Annotated in this window: 20 protein-coding genes; 12 read left to right on the forward strand and 8 right to left on the reverse strand. The window is 62.2% G+C overall.

From position 1 onward, the window contains the following. Window positions 1-144 precede the first annotated feature (144 nt). From abiEi to creD, 4 genes are all read left to right on the forward strand, one after another. Entirely contained in the window at window positions 145-702 is a 558-nt protein-coding gene (abiEi, locus tag F2P45_RS03885) for a type IV toxin-antitoxin system AbiEi family antitoxin (protein ID WP_166870733.1), read from the forward strand. Then, on the forward strand, window positions 699-1142 hold the full coding sequence (locus F2P45_RS03890; protein ID WP_166870735.1) for a nucleotidyl transferase AbiEii/AbiGii toxin family protein: 444 nt from the start codon (window positions 699-701) through the stop codon (window positions 1140-1142). The genes abiEi and F2P45_RS03890 overlap by 4 nt, the downstream gene beginning before the upstream one ends. A 7-nt stretch (window positions 1143-1149) precedes the next feature. Beyond that, window positions 1150-1368, forward strand: a complete 219-nt coding sequence (locus F2P45_RS03895; RefSeq protein WP_166870737.1) for a hypothetical protein — start codon at window positions 1150-1152, stop codon at window positions 1366-1368. Window positions 1369-1487: 119 nt separating this feature from the next. Continuing rightward, on the forward strand, window positions 1488-2900 hold the full coding sequence (gene creD / locus F2P45_RS03900) for a cell envelope integrity protein CreD (protein WP_166870739.1): 1413 nt from the start codon (window positions 1488-1490) through the stop codon (window positions 2898-2900). Between the two features lie 56 nt (window positions 2901-2956). Here creD and F2P45_RS03905 read toward each other — a convergent pair whose 3' ends face one another. The 8 genes from F2P45_RS03905 to F2P45_RS03940 form a co-directional block, all read right to left on the reverse strand. Further along, window positions 2957-4207, reverse strand: coding sequence for a TerD family protein (locus F2P45_RS03905; protein ID WP_166870741.1), 1251 nt, complete (start codon window positions 4205-4207; stop codon window positions 2957-2959). A gap of 28 nt (window positions 4208-4235) precedes the next feature. Continuing rightward, window positions 4236-5150: an HpcH/HpaI aldolase/citrate lyase family protein gene (locus F2P45_RS03910; RefSeq protein WP_166870743.1), complete on the reverse strand. Its 915-nt coding sequence runs from the start codon at window positions 5148-5150 to the stop codon at window positions 4236-4238. Further along, on the reverse strand, window positions 5143-6234 hold the full coding sequence (locus tag F2P45_RS03915) for a cysteine protease StiP family protein (RefSeq protein WP_166870745.1): 1092 nt from the start codon (window positions 6232-6234) through the stop codon (window positions 5143-5145). Before F2P45_RS03915 ends, F2P45_RS03910 begins: the two co-directional genes overlap by 8 nt. Then, complete coding sequence (locus F2P45_RS03920) at window positions 6231-6995, reverse strand: HAD family hydrolase (protein ID WP_166870747.1); 765 nt, start codon at window positions 6993-6995, stop codon at window positions 6231-6233. The genes F2P45_RS03915 and F2P45_RS03920 overlap by 4 nt, the downstream gene beginning before the upstream one ends. Then, on the reverse strand, window positions 6982-8142 hold the full coding sequence (locus tag F2P45_RS03925) for a phosphoribosyltransferase domain-containing protein (RefSeq protein ID WP_166871150.1): 1161 nt from the start codon (window positions 8140-8142) through the stop codon (window positions 6982-6984). The genes F2P45_RS03920 and F2P45_RS03925 overlap by 14 nt, the downstream gene beginning before the upstream one ends. A 2-nt stretch (window positions 8143-8144) precedes the next feature. Then, window positions 8145-9179, reverse strand: coding sequence for an ATP-grasp domain-containing protein (locus F2P45_RS03930; protein ID WP_166870749.1), 1035 nt, complete (start codon window positions 9177-9179; stop codon window positions 8145-8147). 48 nt (window positions 9180-9227) lie between these two features. Continuing rightward, entirely contained in the window at window positions 9228-10547 is a 1320-nt protein-coding gene (locus F2P45_RS03935) for a VWA domain-containing protein (protein ID WP_166870751.1), read from the reverse strand. Window positions 10548-10792: 245 nt separating this feature from the next. Further along, window positions 10793-11368, reverse strand: coding sequence for a TerD family protein (locus F2P45_RS03940; RefSeq protein WP_166870754.1), 576 nt, complete (start codon window positions 11366-11368; stop codon window positions 10793-10795). A gap of 257 nt (window positions 11369-11625) precedes the next feature. Here F2P45_RS03940 and F2P45_RS03945 point away from each other — a divergent pair, with 257 nt between their 5' ends. The 8 genes from F2P45_RS03945 (at window position 11626) to rpsC (ending at window position 16393) form a co-directional block, all read left to right on the forward strand. After that, entirely contained in the window at window positions 11626-12129 is a 504-nt protein-coding gene (locus tag F2P45_RS03945) for a hypothetical protein (RefSeq protein WP_166870756.1), read from the forward strand. A gap of 365 nt (window positions 12130-12494) precedes the next feature. Further along, window positions 12495-13151, forward strand: a complete 657-nt coding sequence (gene rplC, locus F2P45_RS03950) for a 50S ribosomal protein L3 (protein WP_166870758.1) — start codon at window positions 12495-12497, stop codon at window positions 13149-13151. 2 nt (window positions 13152-13153) lie between these two features. Then, window positions 13154-13780, forward strand: a complete 627-nt coding sequence (gene rplD, locus F2P45_RS03955; RefSeq protein WP_166870760.1) for a 50S ribosomal protein L4 — start codon at window positions 13154-13156, stop codon at window positions 13778-13780. Further along, entirely contained in the window at window positions 13777-14094 is a 318-nt protein-coding gene (gene rplW / locus F2P45_RS03960) for a 50S ribosomal protein L23 (protein ID WP_166870762.1), read from the forward strand. Before rplD ends, rplW begins: the two co-directional genes overlap by 4 nt. Continuing rightward, window positions 14094-14921 (forward strand): 50S ribosomal protein L2, encoded by an 828-nt coding sequence (rplB, locus tag F2P45_RS03965; RefSeq protein WP_054265823.1) that lies wholly within the window; start codon window positions 14094-14096, stop codon window positions 14919-14921. Before rplW ends, rplB begins: the two co-directional genes overlap by 1 nt. Window positions 14922-14930: 9 nt before the next feature. Beyond that, window positions 14931-15206 carry a 30S ribosomal protein S19 gene (rpsS, locus tag F2P45_RS03970; RefSeq protein WP_054265824.1) on the forward strand — a complete coding sequence of 92 codons (276 nt, stop codon included), beginning with the start codon at window positions 14931-14933 and terminating at the stop codon, window positions 15204-15206. After that, window positions 15203-15535, forward strand: a complete 333-nt coding sequence (rplV, locus tag F2P45_RS03975) for a 50S ribosomal protein L22 (protein WP_181002795.1) — start codon at window positions 15203-15205, stop codon at window positions 15533-15535. Before rpsS ends, rplV begins: the two co-directional genes overlap by 4 nt. A gap of 9 nt (window positions 15536-15544) precedes the next feature. After that, window positions 15545-16393, forward strand: a complete 849-nt coding sequence (gene rpsC / locus F2P45_RS03980) for a 30S ribosomal protein S3 (RefSeq protein ID WP_054265826.1) — start codon at window positions 15545-15547, stop codon at window positions 16391-16393. Window positions 16394-16395: the final 2 nt, after the last annotated feature.

Raw genomic sequence — 16395 nt, forward strand, 5'->3', positions numbered from 1 at the left:
AGTCTGGAGGGGATCGTGGGAGGTCAATGGCAAGAGAAAGGGCATCTGAGAACATAGTTCCAGAAGTTAACACTTCTGGGATTTGTTTACAAGAAGCGACAGTCAAGAGCTTAACTTAACGGCATTAGGGTTAGAGGGTACTTAATGAAAAAGATAGAACTGATCCGCAAGCTATCGGAGCTTGATCGACGCGGCGTGTATGTCATGGCCCGACGCGACATCGAGAAGTTGTTTCCAGAAGAGGGCGAGAAGGCGATGGAGAAATCCTTGCAGCGGATGGTCGCCGACGGCTTGCTGCAGCGCGTCGCCAAGGGGCTCTACCTGAACCCGGCCGCGACGAGCAAGAATCGCTGGGTCGCCGAGGAGATCGCCAAGGCGCTGCGCCCAGGCTGCCTCTCGTATGTCAGCCTGGAGTCGGTCCTGTCCGAGTACGGGGTCATCTCGCAAATTCCGATCAGCCGCATGACCGTGATGACAACCGGCAAGAGCGGCGTGGTCGATACCCCTTTTGCTACGATCGAGTTCACCCATACCAAACGTGGCGTCGCGCAAATCATCGAACGCACAATTCTGGTCAAGAGCCGGCCACTTCGAATTGCCACCAGGCAAGCAGCCATCCGCGACCTCTTGCGCGTCGGGCGTAACGCCAACATGATCGATCACAACGCGCTTGAAGACGAGTCGCAAGGAGAAGGCGCATGAGCATCGACAGGAAGGATTTCGGCGAGCTGGTCAACTTGGTCATGGCCAACCCGGGACTGTCGGCCATGAGGCCGGTGGTAGAGAAGGAACTGCTGCACTACGAAATCTTCCAGGCACTCGACGCCGAGGGCCTTCTCAACGATCTGGTGTTCCAGGGAGGCACCTCACTGCGACTGTGCCGCGGGTCGGATCGTTTCAGTGAGGACCTCGACTTCGCCGGGGGCGTGAACTTCAACGCCGCGAGCATGCAGAAGATCATGGAGTGCGTTGAGAAGCGCATCGGTGCGCGCTTCGGATTGACAGTCGTGGTCAGCAACAAGCCGGCGACCGGTCGGGATCGACTCGGCCAGGATCCGCCACCGGGACATCTGGAACCTGGCCTGGATGGCGACGCGTGCCGCCCGGCTCGCTCCGGAGCTGGTAGTCGCCAAGATCAATGATTACGGCGTGCTGGACTACCCCGGGCTGCTGGAGCGCGCAATCGAGCAGATCCCGCAGATCGTCAAGAGCGAGGCATTCAAGGCTCAGTTGATGCGCTTCATCGATTCGTCGACGATCGCCAGGACGCTGAGCGTCGCCGGCTACGACGATTACCTGGCGTCGTCGGTCGGTGGCTTGTTCGGCCAGATGCAGAGTGCCGTGAACGCCATGCCCCCAACGTCTTGAGCGTCGCGCAAGGATCGCCGCTAAACCGAACGACGCGATTCGCACGCCACTTCACACGCAGCGCATATTGAACGCATACACGCTCCCTACACTGGCGCCATCACCAATCGGGAGCTTCCATGCAAAAAACACTGTTGTACAAGATACTCGCCATCCTGGCGCTCACTGTGCTGATCTGCCTGCCTTTGGCGATGATCCAGAGCACCATCCGCGAACGCAGCGACTTCCGCGCCGAGGCGGTCGCCAGCATCGCCGCCGATTCGGTGCGCGAACAGTCGATCGTCGGCCCGGTCATGGTCATTCCCTACACCGACGAGTTCGATGTCACGGTTCCCGCCGCCACCGATGCCACCAAATCGGAAACCGTGAAACGCTCGGTCAGCCGCGTGCACCTGGTGTTCCCGAACCAGCTCAACGTCGAGGGCAAGTTCGATACCGATTACCGCTATCGCGGCATTCACCGGGTGCTGTTCTACAGCGGCCAGCACAAGCTGACCGGCGACTTCGACCTGCCGCTGAAATCGGCGCTGCCACGCGCTAACTCGCTCTCGCGCATCACGCTCGGCCAGGTCAGCATCGCCGTCGGTATCGAAGATGTGCGCGGGATTCGGAATATCCCCACCATCGCCTGGGGCAAGCAGTCGATCGAATTCCAGCAGGGCACCGGTTCCATCGCCCTCGGCAGCGGCCTGCATGCCGACCTGCCGGCCATGGACCTCGAACAGAGCGCGCGCGTTCCCTTCGCGTTCAACCTCGGCCTGGACGGCATCGAACGCCAGCATTTTTCGCCGGTCGGACGCAACAACCAGATCAGCCTGACGTCGAAGTGGCCGCATCCTCAGTTCGCCGGTAACTTCTTGCCGTCGACCAAGGACCGCGTCATCAACGATGATGGCTTCAAGGCCAATTGGGCGATCTCGTCCTTGTCGACTGCCGCCCAGCAGCAGTTGCTCGCCCTGCAAAACGGGGCGGCCAACGCCGATGCCGTGCCGGCCGGGCAAGTCGCCGCGGCCCGCGCGGCGGTGCAGGTGGACCGCTTCAGCGTGGCCTTCATCGAACCGGTGAATGTGTATTCGCTGGCCGAGCGCGCCACCAAGTATGGCTTGCTGTTCGTGGCGCTGACCTTTGCCGCTTTCTTCATCTTCGAAATCCTCAAGCGCCTGCCGATCCACCCGGTGCAATATCTGCTGGTCGGGATGGCGCTGGTGCTGTTCTTCCTGCTGCTGGTGGGCCTGTCGGAACATATCCAGTTCGTCATCGCGTATGCCATCGCCAGCACGGCGTGCATCTTGCTGCTGGGTTTCTATCTGAGTTTCGTGCTGCGCAACTGGCAGCGCGGACTGGGCTTCGGCGTGGCGCTGACCGTGCTCTACGGTGCGCTGTATGGCTTGCTGGTGTCGGAGAATAATGCGCTGGTGCTGGGAAGTATCCTGCTGTTCGCGGTGCTCGGCGCGATCATGGTGGCCACCCGCAAGGTGGACTGGTACCAGGTCGGCAAGGCCGACGCGGAGCCGGTCACGGTGGTGTCCTGACCTGCGAGCCTGCGCGCCGCCGGGCCCGCATTGCGCGGGTCCGGCGGCATCGACGCTTAGTCTTTCGAGCCGGTGGTCCAGCGCAGGCCGAAGCCGAAGCGGCGGTCCATCAGTTCGTGCGCGCTTTCGCGGCCGACCTGCGAGAAGTACTCGGCCAGCTTGGTCACCTGCATGCTGCCGCCCCGGTTTTCGATCATGGCGATGGCGCACATCATCTGGTTGCCGCCCTGGTCGAGCCGTACTTCGATCGGCGCCTGGTCGGGCATGTTGATGGTCACCACGCCGTCGGTGGCGGCCCAGTTCGGCGCGCCGTCGTAGATGAAGGCGAAGATCAGGGCGCGCTTCATGTCGTTGAAGTGGTCGCCGTTGATGGTCAGGTTTTCACCGTCGCTCGATTGCCCGGTGCGGTCGTCGGCCGCCAGGCGCATGTACGGCGGACGGTCGAAGTCGCCCCAGGCGTTGCCCAGCGCCTGCACCAGGCCCGGACGGCCGTCGGCCAGTTCGTACATGCAGCCCAGGTCGAGGTCGATGCCCTTGTTGCCGCCGCCGCCGGTCAGGCGCGCGAAAAAGCCCTGCTTCGGCGCGGCCCCGGCGGCAGCGCCACGGTTCCAGTTCAGGTTGACGTGGATGCGGCCGAAACCCTGGCTGCCGCCGCGCTTGTCGAGCGAGACCTTGTCGCCGCGCTTGTCGAGCGTGACTTTCGACAGCGACACCGGTTTTTGTGGCGCCGGCGCGGGTGGCGGCGGCGGTGGTGGCGGAGTCGGCGCCGCTGGCGGCGGCGTTGGCGCCGACGCTGGCGCCGCCTCGGTCCCGCCAAAGTGCTTGAGCAGGGACGACAGTCCGCCGTTGAAGCCCTGGCCGACGGCGCCGAAGCGCCAGATGCCGTCTTTACGATAGATTTCGCCGACGATGACGGCTTTTTCATCCTGGAAGTCGGCGCCCGACCAGGGGAACTGCACGGCCTCGCCGAGCTTGATGCTGCTCGCGCCCACGCTGCGCATGGTGCCGTTGCCGTCGATGGCGGCCACGAACACCAGCTTGGCGATCGAGGCCGGCAAGGCGTCCAGGTTGACGGCGAAGCTGGCGGCGCGCCCGGCCAGGGTCATCTTGATTTCATTGGCGGGGGTGGCCAGCTGGTTGTAGTACACCATGTAGCGATCGTCCGAGAGCTTGTCGCTGCCGTCCAGGCCGAAGCAGGAGATGTCGACCACCAGCCCGGCCGTGTCGATGTCGACCATGACGGTGAAGGGGGCGGAGAGGCCCATGTCGGCCAGCTTGCCTTTTTGTCCGCGCGAAAAATTTGTCACGTTGTGGTCCTTTTCACTCAAGTGATGGTCAGAGTTCCCGTGGGATTGCCGGGCTCATCGGTGGGAGGTCGTGATGAGCGCCAAATACTTTCGATTGTTCGATGGTGCGTTCGGCCCAAGCGCGGTGGGTGGCCACTTCGCACATCGAATCATGCATCTTGAACACGGCCGGCGCATCGACATCGAGGATCGCGCGGGCGGCCTCCAGGTCATTCGGCTTGACCCGGTAATGCTGCTCGATCAGGGTGATCTGGCTCGGGTGGATGGCGGTCTTGCCGACCATGCCGTGCGCCAGGTCTTCCATGACTTCCTGGTCCAGCAGTTCGGGCAGGTCGAGGTGTTCGAACACCGGCGCGGTGAGCACGAAGCCGTACGGGCGGAAGGTGGTCACCAGGCGCGCCATGACCGGCCCCAGCGGGGTGCGGTACAAGGTCATGGTGCGCGGACGGCGCAGGCCCAGGAGCGCCAGCAGGTCGTTGCCGCCGATGCGCAGCGCCAGGATGCGGTGACGCACGCCGGGCGCTTCGAGCATCTTGCGAAATTGCCGCATTTCCCAGTCGTTGAACACTTCGGCCGTTTCCAGGGTCGGCATCAGCATATGGTCGGTGTTGCGGATCTGCTTGAAGTAGGCATCGAAGTTGGTGCGCGTCGCTTTCGGGATCACGAAGCCGGTCAGCTTGTCGGCGCCCGGCATGGCCAGCACGCGCGCCATCACTTCCGGATTGCGCACGCGCACGAAGCGCTCGGCCATGCCGTCGCTGCGCATATTGGCCAGCACCACCGACAAATTGAACAGCGCCCAGCTCAGGTCGGCATCGGCGACCGCGTCCTCGGTGCAGAAAATCAGCGAGCGCACGTGCCCCATGCGCTCGCCATTCGCCACGTCCATCAGGTATTTGTGATTCGCCGGCACATACAGCGACGCTCCCATCGACTTAACCATCCAATGCACTCCTGATCAATGAAACGGCGTGATACGGCAACGTAGCGTCGACGATCACGGGAATTGCTTTTTCCTGCGCCAGCAGGGCCAGATGCGCCACGTCGGGCGCGCCGGCGTCGCGCAGGATCAACAGGCGCGGGCTACGGCGCAGCAACACGCGGGTCGCTTCGCCGATGCCGGGCTTGATCATGTTGACGTCGGTAATGCCATGTTGTTCGAGCGCGGCCAGCATGTAGGCGCGCGAGACGGCGCCGGCAGCTTCGCGGTCGACCGCCCGGGCGTCCGGCGTGCCGTCGGCGGCGGCGATGTCCAGCGCGGCCGCCACCAGGCCGTCGGCGAAACTTTGCGACTGGTCGTGCGCTTCGAACTGCTGATAGTACACGCAGCCGTGGAAGTCCCCGGGTCCGATTGCCTCGTTCAGGATCGAACGGCTGATCAGGCCGGAGACGGTGGCGTTCAGTATGCTCGACGGAATCAGGTAGTCGTCGCAGGAGGCGGCGCAGGCAGCGCTGCCGGCCAGGTCGGACAGCACGTACAGGCCGCCGTCGATCGCGCTGCCGCGGCGCGTGTTGAATTCGTCGATGGCGCTTGATAACTCGCGCGAGATCACGCCCTTGCCGGTCCAGCCGTCGATGAAGACGATCGATTCAGGGGCGTGGCCCTGCGCCAGGATATGTTCGAGCGCAACCTGGTCGATGCCGCGGTCGCGGATGATCGAGACCGAATAGTGGGTGCTGGCGCGCCCGAACACCTTGGGCAGCAGGCTGTTCAAGACCACGCCGACCGGGGTGCCGGCGCGCGCCAGCGAGACCAGGGTGACCGGCCCGCTACGGCGCTGGGCGATCAGCCCGGCCAGGGTCAGGCAGTCGCGCGCCATGCGCGCCGTGTTGCCGGCGCAGGCTTCGCGAAACACCGCCAGGTAGCGTTCCGACGGCAAGGATTCGGGCGAGAGCATTTCGCTGTAGTGGCGCTGGCCTGACTGGATCAGGAATTCTTTTTCCGGGACATCGACGAAGTCCTGCATCGCCAGCGGCTTGAGCAGGAAGCTGACGTCTTCCGAACGGTAACTGCCAGAAAAATTCATAGGGTCTCCAGGGTCAGGCCGGCGAGCTGGGTATGGCTCGGCGTGATGGCGTAGTCGCAGGCGGCCATGAAGCGCGCGTCGGACTTGCTGTCGCCCATGCCGAAGGTGAGGATATCGCCATGTTCGGCGCGCAGGCGCGCGCTCACGTGCGCCACCGCATGCGCCTTGTTCAGCGCTTTCGGCAAAATCGCCAGGTTGTTGCCGTTGCGATGGATGAAGTAGTCGCGATTGCCGGCATCGATCCACGGCTGGACCACCTCGCGTTCGATCGGTTCCAGGTTGGCCGCGATTTTTTGCGGGTCCTTGACCACCAGATAGAAGGGCGTCTCGAAATCCTCGATCAGGCGGGCGCGGTTGCCGAAACCGGTGCGCTCGGCCCAGGCGTCGATCAAGCCGGCCAGTTCTTGCAGGCCGGGCAGGGCGGCCTGCATGGCGCTGCGCATGTGTTCCAGCCATTCCTGGTCGACCGAGCCGTCCGGCAGCAGGACGATCCCGCCGTAGTCGAGCACGGCGTAGCTGTGGAAGTCGATGCCCACGCGCTGGAACGCATTGACGTTGCGCGCCGTGGTGGGGATCATCGTCATGCCATCCTGGGCGAAGGCCAGGAAGGCGCGCTGGCCCGGCGTGGTGTACGAGATCGGGCTGCCATCCTTGAGGAAGGCGGCCGCTTCGATCGGCGTACCGCGGCCCTCGCACTTTTCCAGCGACTGGAACAGGGTGTCGTCCAGGTCGGCGAACAGGAATTTCTCAAACTTCTTCAATATGGGTCTCGGTCTTAAAGTGGAAAAGACGCGCGCTGAGCGTGTCCGCAAGGCCCCGCAGCGCCTCGGTGGGGGCGGTTTCGTGGCAAATGACTACGTGCCGGTACTGGCCGGGGGTGACGTTATACAGGAAATTGGCCACGCCTTCGCCGTAATTGTCCGGGAACGTGAGCGCGGCCCCGACCGCGCCCCAGGTCAGGATCGGCGAGCGCGTGGTCGATTGCACAACAACGTCCACGCCCAGCTGTTCCAGGGCGGCGCCGAGCAGGTAGGACGGGTGCATGAATTCGCCGGTGCCGAGCACCAGCACCGTTTCGCCCGGCTTGACATCGCTTGCGATCCGTTCGGCCAGGCCGGCCGGCACGGTGAGCGCGCGGTGCAGGCCGTAGCGGCCGAAGTCGCCGCTGGCGCCACGGTCGGCGCAGGGGTCGAACAATTGCGCCGGGGCGCTGGCGCTGGCCAGCTGGCCGGGTGTGAAGCGGTACTCGCCGCTGACCGGCGCGCCCATCGTCACCGGCAGGCCGAAGCGCGCCGACAGGGCTTGCGTGGCGGCCGCGCCCATGAAGTTGGTAATCGTCGCCAGGTGCACGTGGGCGATGCCGGGATTGAGCTTGCGGCAGGCGTCGCTCAGGTTCAGGAAGGTGTTGCCGGTGCTCGCTTCATCGTCGACCAGGACCAGGGCCTTGGCACTGAGCAGCAGTTCGCGCGTGTGCGCGTCCGGCGGCATGTGCAGGAACTGGCGCGGGGCGTGGCTGTGCGCTTCCTCGAATTCGATGATGGGGGCGTCGCCGACCCGGTAGCGCGAGGTGTGCAGGAACAAGCCTTGGCGGCCGGGATGGGCCGCCAGCCAGGCTTCGAACACGCCCTGGCCCAGGCCGATGGCGGTTTCGGCCATGGCGATGAAGACCACCGGGCCGGGCAGTTCGGGCACGGTGTCGGCCAGGCTCTGGTGCACGGTGCGCATCATGCTTGGCGTGACCGGCCAGTGCTTGCCCAGCACTTTGCTCAGGAACAGGAAGCCGCGCTTGGCGTTGGCGCGCGCGGCAAAACCCATCACCTCATCCAGGGCAAAGGCGCTGTCGTGGATGTCGAGTTCGAGCTCGCCGGTGGGCAGGCTCAGGCGGTGGCGTTCGGGCTCTTGCATCATGCTCACAGCAGGTCCACCGAGTGCAGCTCGGCCGGGGAGCTCAGTTCGGCCACGCGGATGCCGTCGCGCACCGGCGCCACTACTACCTTGTCGAAACCGTCGGCAAAGCCCTTCAGGGCGATATACGGCAGGTTGGGGCCGGCCACGCAGGCCATGCCGATGCCGCCCGACATGCGCGGATTGATTTCGAGCAGGTGCAGCTTGCCGTCGCCTTCGCGGAACTGGACGTTGAAGGCGCCGTTCAGGCCATGGATGCGGGTCAGTTCGGCGGTCGCTTCGAGGATGTCGGCGCGCATGTCGATCAGCTGGCCGCGCCCGGCCGTCATCGGCTTCTTGCGCGCCACGGCGGTCACCAGGCGGCCCTTGTCGCCCACGCAGTCGACGCTGTATTCATGGCCGTCCAGGTAGGCCATCAGCAGCATGGTGCGGAACTCGCCCAGCTCGGCCAGGCCGCGCCGCATGTCTTCGTAGCCGATGTGATATTCGGCGCCGGCCAGCAGCAGGGCGGCGCTGCTGCGCTCTTCGTCGAGGATGGCGAAACCGAGGCCGTACACCGAGCGCGAGGGCTTGACGCACAGCTTCGGATAGCGGGCGCGCAGTTCGGCATAGCCGGCGTCGAACTGGGCGATGTTTTCGAACACGCGGAATTCGGCCACCGGGGCGCCGGGCAAGTTGGTGGTGGCGTAGAAACGCGCCTTGTCGTGGATCAGTTCGAGCTGTTCCTGGGTGGCGGCGCTGAGCACGCGCGTGCCCTGCGCTTCAAAGCGCGCGTGGGCGCTGGCCAGTTCGGTCGACAGGCGGCCGGGGATGAAGATGTCCACCCGCTGCTCGCGGCAAAATGCCAGGCACCAGTCGATGTATTGCTCGTTGTCGAGGCCGGTCGGCTCGACGAAGAAGTCGTGCGCCACGCGCCCGGCCAGGGCGTGCGGATTGGCATTGCTGTAGATGAGGTGGAAACGGCCTTCCAGATCGGCTTCACGGATGAGGCCAATCGCCGCGTACACGGACGAAAACGTCCTGTTGAACCAGACACGCATGAGTTGCTTTCTTATTGAATCGGAATTGTTGTTATTGTTGCTGTCGTGCTAGGCGAGCAGGCTGTGTTGTTTTGCCAGTTTGATCCAGCCTGGGTATTCTGCCATGAGCAAGTCGTACAACTCGGAATCCGAATGTTCGTCGGGCGATTCGACCGAAAAGAAGTCGGCGTTGTCGATCAGGCGGCCGGACAGTTCGTCGAGTTTTTCGAGGAAGGGGAAGTCGGTGGGCCCGACGTGGAAAAAGCGCTTTTTCGACTTCCTGCCCCGGCCGATCCCCATGAATTGCCAGAAGATCGGTTCCTGGCTGGCCCAGCGCAGCTGTTTTTCGGTCAGCGCTTCGTCGGAGGTGGAGCCGTCGGTGACGAACATGACGTACACCGGCAACTGCGCCGACACCTTGCTGTGGCGTTCGCCGCCGTTGGCGTCCGGGAAATAGAAACGGCGCACCGCTTCCATCGCCTTGCCGTAGTTGGTGCCGCCTTCGAGCGGATGGGCCTGGACCACGTCGCGGACATAGGTCAGGGCATTGCCGAGGTTCATGGGCGCCGGCTGGTGGATGCCGGTTCCGAACAGGAACACGTCGATTTCGCCATCGTCGTCGAACTTGCAGCCCAGGGCCAGCACGCGGTCGGCGAACTGCTGCACCAGGCCCTTGCGGTAGAGCGTCCCCATGGAGGCGGAAATATCGAGCACCAGCGCGACCTTGGCGCGGTGGTCGGCCAGGCCGGCTTTTTCCAGCGAGACGGTGGCGTGCTTGACCAGGCTGACCAGGTGCGGCGCGCTGCTGGCGATGCGCTTTTCGAGCGAGATGCGGCCCGGGGCAGGGGCGGGCGCGGCTGCCGGAGCCGGGGCGGCGACGGCGCCGCCGAAGTGCGCCACCAGCGCGTCGAGGCCGCCGTTGAAGCCCTGGCCGACCGCCATGAAGCGCCACTGGCCGTCTTTGCGGTACAGCTTGCCCAGCATGATGGCGCGTTCCTGGGCAAAATCCTTTCCGGAAAAGGCGAAGCGGGCTTGTTCCGCGCCGCCGGCGAGCAGGCGCAGGTAGCCGCTGCTCAATTGCGACAGGGTGCCGTCGCCGTCCACGCTGGCGGTGATGGCCAGCTGGTCGATATTGGCCGGCAGCCGGCCCGTATCGATGGAAAAACCGCTCAGGTCGCCGGGGATGCTGGCCAGCTCGGCGCCGCCGCAGGGCGTGCGCGGCTGGTTGAAGAAGGTCATGTACGACTCATCGAGCAGCTTGCCGTCGGCGCCGAGGCCGAAGCAGGCGAAGTCGAGGCGCAGGCCGCTGGCGGAGAGGCCGATCTCGATGCGGCCGTTGGGGGCGATGCCGGCCAGTGGCAAGCGCTGCCCGCGTGATAAGTTTTCCATGGTGTCCGTTATGGGCTAAAAGGATGAGCCGGGTTAAGGCGCCGAGGTTTTTATCGACGCCATGAACACCGTCGTTCCCGCGCAGGCGGGAACGACGGGTCTGGCAATGTCAGAGACGACGGGGTGGGGGCGCAAATATGCTTGCACATACATACGCCCCCTCCACACGTCACAACGCCCGCAAGGCGCCGCTCTGAAGCTGCGATCCTTGCGGGCGCAAACCTGCGGGTCGTGCGGGTCTGGCTTTACGCGTCGACGCCGAACGACTTGGCCAGAGGCCCCAGGCCGCCAGCGAAGCCCTGGCCGATCGCCTTGAACTTCCACTCGGCGCCGGCGCGATAGAGCTCGCCGAAGATCATGGCCGTTTCGGTCGAGCCGTCCTCGGACAGGTCGTAACGCGCCAGTTCCTTGTCGCCGTCGGCGTTCAGGCAGCGGATGTAGGCCTTGCCGACCATGCCGAAGTTCTGCTTGCGCGCTTCGGCTTCGTGAATGGTCACGCAGAACGAGATCTTGTCGATGTCGGCCGGTACCGCGCTCAGGTCGACATTGACCTTCTCGTCGTCGCCTTCGCCGGCGCCCGAGGTGTTGTCACCGGCGTGCACCACCGAACCATCGCTCGACTTGAGGTTGTTGTAAAAAATGAAATCCGCATCGGCGCGAACTTTACCGTCAGCCTTGAGCATGAAAGCGCTGCCGTCGAGGTCGAACGCGCTGCCGTCGGTCGCGCGCGGGTCCCAGCCGAGGCCGATAACGACCTTGGTCAGTCCCGGAGCTTCCTTGCTCAGGTTGACGTTGCCGCCTTTTTGCAAACTGATTGCCATGTAGAACTCCTTGTAACGGGTTGAGGGACACTCTCACGCCAGCATCCTGGCGATCGATAACAAAATTACAGTGTTGCAATTTCCGGTCGTAATATACAACGTGCCAGCCGCACTGTATATGGGCGCACTTGATTGGGAGGCAAGCGCTAAATTTTGTTTTTGAGGTTTTCGCGTCACGCCGCTCTGGGCGTTGCTGGACAGAAATCACCGCTGGCCATAAACTGGCGAGGTTACCTCCATGCGTTGCCAAACAGTCCATGACCCCAGATCTTGCTATCCGCCGTTCCATCCGCAAGGTCTCGCATGCCGACTTTGCCGCCTATCCTATCTGGGAATGGGCGATCGACGAGGAAGTCAACCTGGGCAATGGCGAGTCGTTCGTGCGCCCGACCAGCCTGGACGCGGTGCCGCTCGACCCTCTCGGGCACTATATCGTGGCGGCCAACACCACCCTGAGCGATGGCGTGATCCTGCCGTCCTGCGTCGAGGTGAGCACGCGCGGCAAGAAGCAGCATGTCGAGCCGATGTTCGTGTTCCTGCTGGACCGCCACCTCGATTTCGCCGGGGTCGAGACCACCGCGCTGCTCAGCCGGTATACCAAGCGCGTGAATATCTATCCGGTGCGCTGGGAAATGGCGGTGCCGATGGCGGGCGAGACGCGCCTGCGCAGCGGCAAGGTGCGGCGCGGGCTGTGGGAGCGCCTGGCGCAGTTCTGGGCCCGCCTGCGCCTGGGCTCGGGCGGACAGCCGCTGGCGCGCTAGCGCTAAGTAACGCAAACGCAAACGCAAACGCAAACGCATTTTCGAGCCACCGACCGCAAGACCGTCTCCCCCGCGCAGGCGGGGGAGACGGCTAAAAGATCGGCGCAACTCGCCGGCGCTATCGGCTTCGGCGCGCTTCGCACGCGAAAAAACACGCAGAAAAACGTTGCGTCGACACCCCTTGCATTCCCCTGTCCTCGCTTGCGTACAACACATCGACATACCTCCAACTAAGTTGTTGCGTCAAGCCTTTTTGCGTGCTATCCTAGCCGGCTTCGGTATGGATTCGTGTGTTTTTGAATCTGTCCTTTACTTGGTAGTTAAACAGTCAGCCCCGCCCAATCGCAGGTGGGAATGGAGAAAAAATGAGCCTAGGCCTTCTCGGTCGCAAGGTTGGAATGATGCGCATCTTTACGGATGAAGGGGACTCGATCCCTGTCACCGTTCTGGACGTGTCGAACAACCGTGTCGCACAAATCAAAACCCCTGAAACAGATGGTTATTCCGCTGTCCAGGTCGCATTCGGTCAACGTCGCGCTTCCCGCGTGACCAAAGCTGTTGCGGGTCACCACGCTAAAGCCGGCGTCGAAGCTGGCACCATGTTGCGCGAATTCCGCGTCGACGCTGGTAAAGCAGCCGAACTGAAAGCTGGCGATGTTGTTGCCGCTTCCCTGTTCGAAGTCGGTCAGAAGATCGACGTCCAGGGCGTTACGATCGGTAAGGGTTACGCCGGCGTCATCAAGCGTTACCACTTCGCTTCCGGTCGCGCAACGCACGGTAACTCGCGTTCGCACAACGTTCCAGGTTCCATCGGTATGGCGCAGGATCCAGGTCGTGTTTTCCCTGGTAAGCGCATGACCGGTCACCTCGGTGACGTGAATCGTACCGTACAGAATCTCGAAATCGCCCGTATCGATGCCGACCGTCAGCTGTTGCTGGTCAAAGGCGCCGTACCAGGTGCGAAAAATGGCCAGGTGATCGTTTCGCCAGCTATTAAATCCAAAGTTCAGAAGGGAGCTTAATTATGGAACTCAAGCTTCTGAATGAGCAAGGTCAAGCAGGTTCGAACGTCGCCGCAGCCGATACCGTTTTCGGTCGTGACTACAACGAAGCGCTGATCCACCAGATCGTCGTCGCCTACGCTGCCAACGCACGTGGCGGTAACCGCAAGCAGAAAGATCGTGAAGAAGTTCACCACACGACCAAGAAGCCATGGCGCCAAAAAGGTACCGGCCGCGCGCGTGCTGGTATGTCGTCCTCGCCACTGTGGCGCGGCGGCGGTCGGATTTTCCCGAACTCGCCTGACGAAAACTTCACCCACAAAGTGAACAAGAAGATGTATCGCGCAGGTATCTGCTCGATCCTGTCGCAACTGGCCCGCGAAGAGCGCCTGGTTGTGGTTGAAGGCATGAACATCGATGCTCCTAAAACCAAGCTGCTGTCGCAAAAGCTGCAGGGCATGGGTCTGGAATCGGTCCTGATCATCGCTGACAACCTCGCGGATAACCAGAACCTGTTGCTGGCATCGCGCAATCTGCCGAACGTGCTCGTCGTTGAGCCGCATCAGGCCGATCCGATGTCGCTGGTGTTCTACAAAAAAATCGTGGTCACCAAAGCGGCACTGGCCAAGATCGAGGAGATGTTCGCATGAGCGGCGTAATCAAATTTTCCGAAGAGCGCCTGATGAAGGTGCTCCAGGCGCCGGTCATTTCCGAGAAGGCCACCATGGTCGCGGAAAAGAACGAGCAGATCGTGTTCCGCGTATTGCCGGATGCGACCAAGCCTGAAATCAAGGCAGCCGTTGAACTGTTGTTCAAGGTTGAAGTGCTGTCGGTGCAGACAGCCAATCGCCAAGGTAAGCAAAAGCGTTCGGGCCGTTTCAATGGCCGTCGCAACCATACCAAGCGTGCTTTCGTGTGCCTGAAGCCTGGCCAGGAAATCAACTTCTCCGAGGAGGCTAAATAATGGCACTCGTAAAGATGAAACCAACCTCGCCAGGCCGTCGCGGCATGGTGAAGGTTGTGAACCCGGACCTGTACAAAGGTCGTCCGTTCGCAGCCCTGGTTGAAAAGAAATCGAAAACTGCCGGCCGTAACAACAACGGCCACATCACCACCCGCCACATCGGCGGTGGTCATAAGCAGCACTATCGCCTGATCGACTTCAAGCGTCAGAAGGATGGTATTCCGGCAAAGGTCGAGCGTATCGAATACGATCCAAACCGTACCGCGAACATCGCCCTGCTGTGCTATGCAGACGGTGAGCGCCAGTACATCATCGCTACCAAGGGCATGTCCGTTGGCGATTCGGTGATGAACGGTTCGGAAGCGCCTATCAAGTCGGGCAACTGCCTGCCTATCCGTAACATCCCAGTCGGCACCGTGATGCATTGCGTCGAGATGCTGCCAGGTAAAGGTGCCCAGATGGCACGTACCGCCGGCGCTGGTGTGGTTCTGATGGCGCGTGAAGGTACCTACGCTCAAGTGCGTCTGCGCTCGGGTGAAGTACGCCGCGTGCACATCGAATGCCGTGCAACGGTTGGCGAAGTCGGTAATGCCGAGCACAGCCTGCGCAAGATCGGTAAAGCTGGCGCGATGCGCTGGCGCGGTGTTCGTCCTACCGTTCGCGGTGTGGTCATGAACCCGGTCGATCACCCGCACGGTGGTGGTGAAGGTAAAACCGCAGCTGGTCGTCATCCAGTGTCGCCTTGGGGCCAACAGACGAAGGGTAAGAAGACGCGCCGTAACAAGCGTACGACTTCGATGATCGTCTCGCGCCGCGGCAAGAAATAAGGATAAGACATGACACGTTCATTGAAAAAAGGGCCGTTTATCGACGCCCACCTGGTGAAAAAAGTCGAAACCGCGCAAGCGAACAAAGACAAAAAGCCAGTCAAAACCTGGTCGCGCCGTTCGACGATCTCGCCAGACTTCATCGGCCTGACGATCGCAGTGCATAACGGCAAGCTCCACGTGCCGGTATACATCTCCGAGAACATGGTTGGTCACAAGCTCGGCGAATTCGCACTGACCCGTACGTTCAAGGGCCATGCCGCTGACAAGAAGGCGAAGAAATAATGGAAACCAAAGCTATCCTCAAAGGTGTGCGCCTGTCCGACCAAAAAGGTCGTCTGGTTGCCGATCTGATCCGTGGCAAGAAAGTTGACGCAGCACTCAACATCTTGCAGTTCAGCCCGAAAAAAGGTGCAACGATCATCAAGAAGGTTCTGGAGTCCGCCATTGCGAACGCCGAGCACAATGATGGCGCTGACATCGACGAGCTGAAGGTCGTCCAGATCTACGTTGAAAAGGGTCCTATCCTGAAGCGCTTCACTGCACGCGCTAAAGGCCGGGGTGATCGCATCTCAAAACAATCCTGTCACATCTACGTGACTGTCGGCAACTAAGGGGTCACGATGGGACAGAAGATTCATCCAACAGGCTTTCGCCTGTCAGTAACCCGTAACTGGGCATCGCGTTGGTACGCGGGCAATGGTAACTTTGCCCAAATGCTGAACGAAGATCTCAAGGCACGTGCGTTCCTGAAAAAGAAACTGAAGAACGCTTCGGTTGGCCGCATCGTGATCGAGCGTCCTGCCAAGAACGCGCGCTTCACGATCTACAGCTCGCGTCCAGGCGTGGTCATTGGTAAAAAAGGCGAAGACATCGAAGTACTGAAGTCGGCACTGACCAAGATCATGGGCGTTCCTGTGCACGTGAACATCGAAGAAATCCGCAAGCCGGAAATCGACTCGCAGCTGATCGCGGACTCGATCTCGCAGCAGCTGGAAAAGCGTATCATGTTCCGCCGCGCGATGAAGCGCGCCATGCAAAACGCCATGCGTCTGGGTGCCCTGGGCATCAAGATCATGTCGTCGGGCCGTCTGAACGGCATCGAAATCGCACGTAAAGAGTGGTACCGCGAAGGCCGCGTGCCTCTGCACACCCTGCGCGCCGATATCGACTATGGCACCAGCGAAGCAGCAACGACCTACGGCATCATCGGCGTCAAGGTCTGGGTATACAAGGGTGACCGCGCGCCGAACGGCGACGCACCAGTCATCGATACCCCGGCTGACGAGAAGAAGAGCCGCGGTCCGCGCCGTGACGATGGCAAGCCAGCAGGCCGTCCGCGTCCAGCCGGTGCTCCAGGCCGTCCAGGTTCAACCCCAACTGGCGCTCCAGTCGTCCGTGCTCGTCCTGCAGTCGCAGTGAAGAAGCCGGAAGCGGCTGCTGCTGCACCAGCTGAGAAAGCAGGAGAATAATC

This window comes from Massilia mucilaginosa (genome assembly GCF_011682145.1).
Taxonomy (GTDB): Bacteria; Pseudomonadota; Gammaproteobacteria; order Burkholderiales; family Burkholderiaceae_D; genus Telluria_A; species Telluria_A mucilaginosa.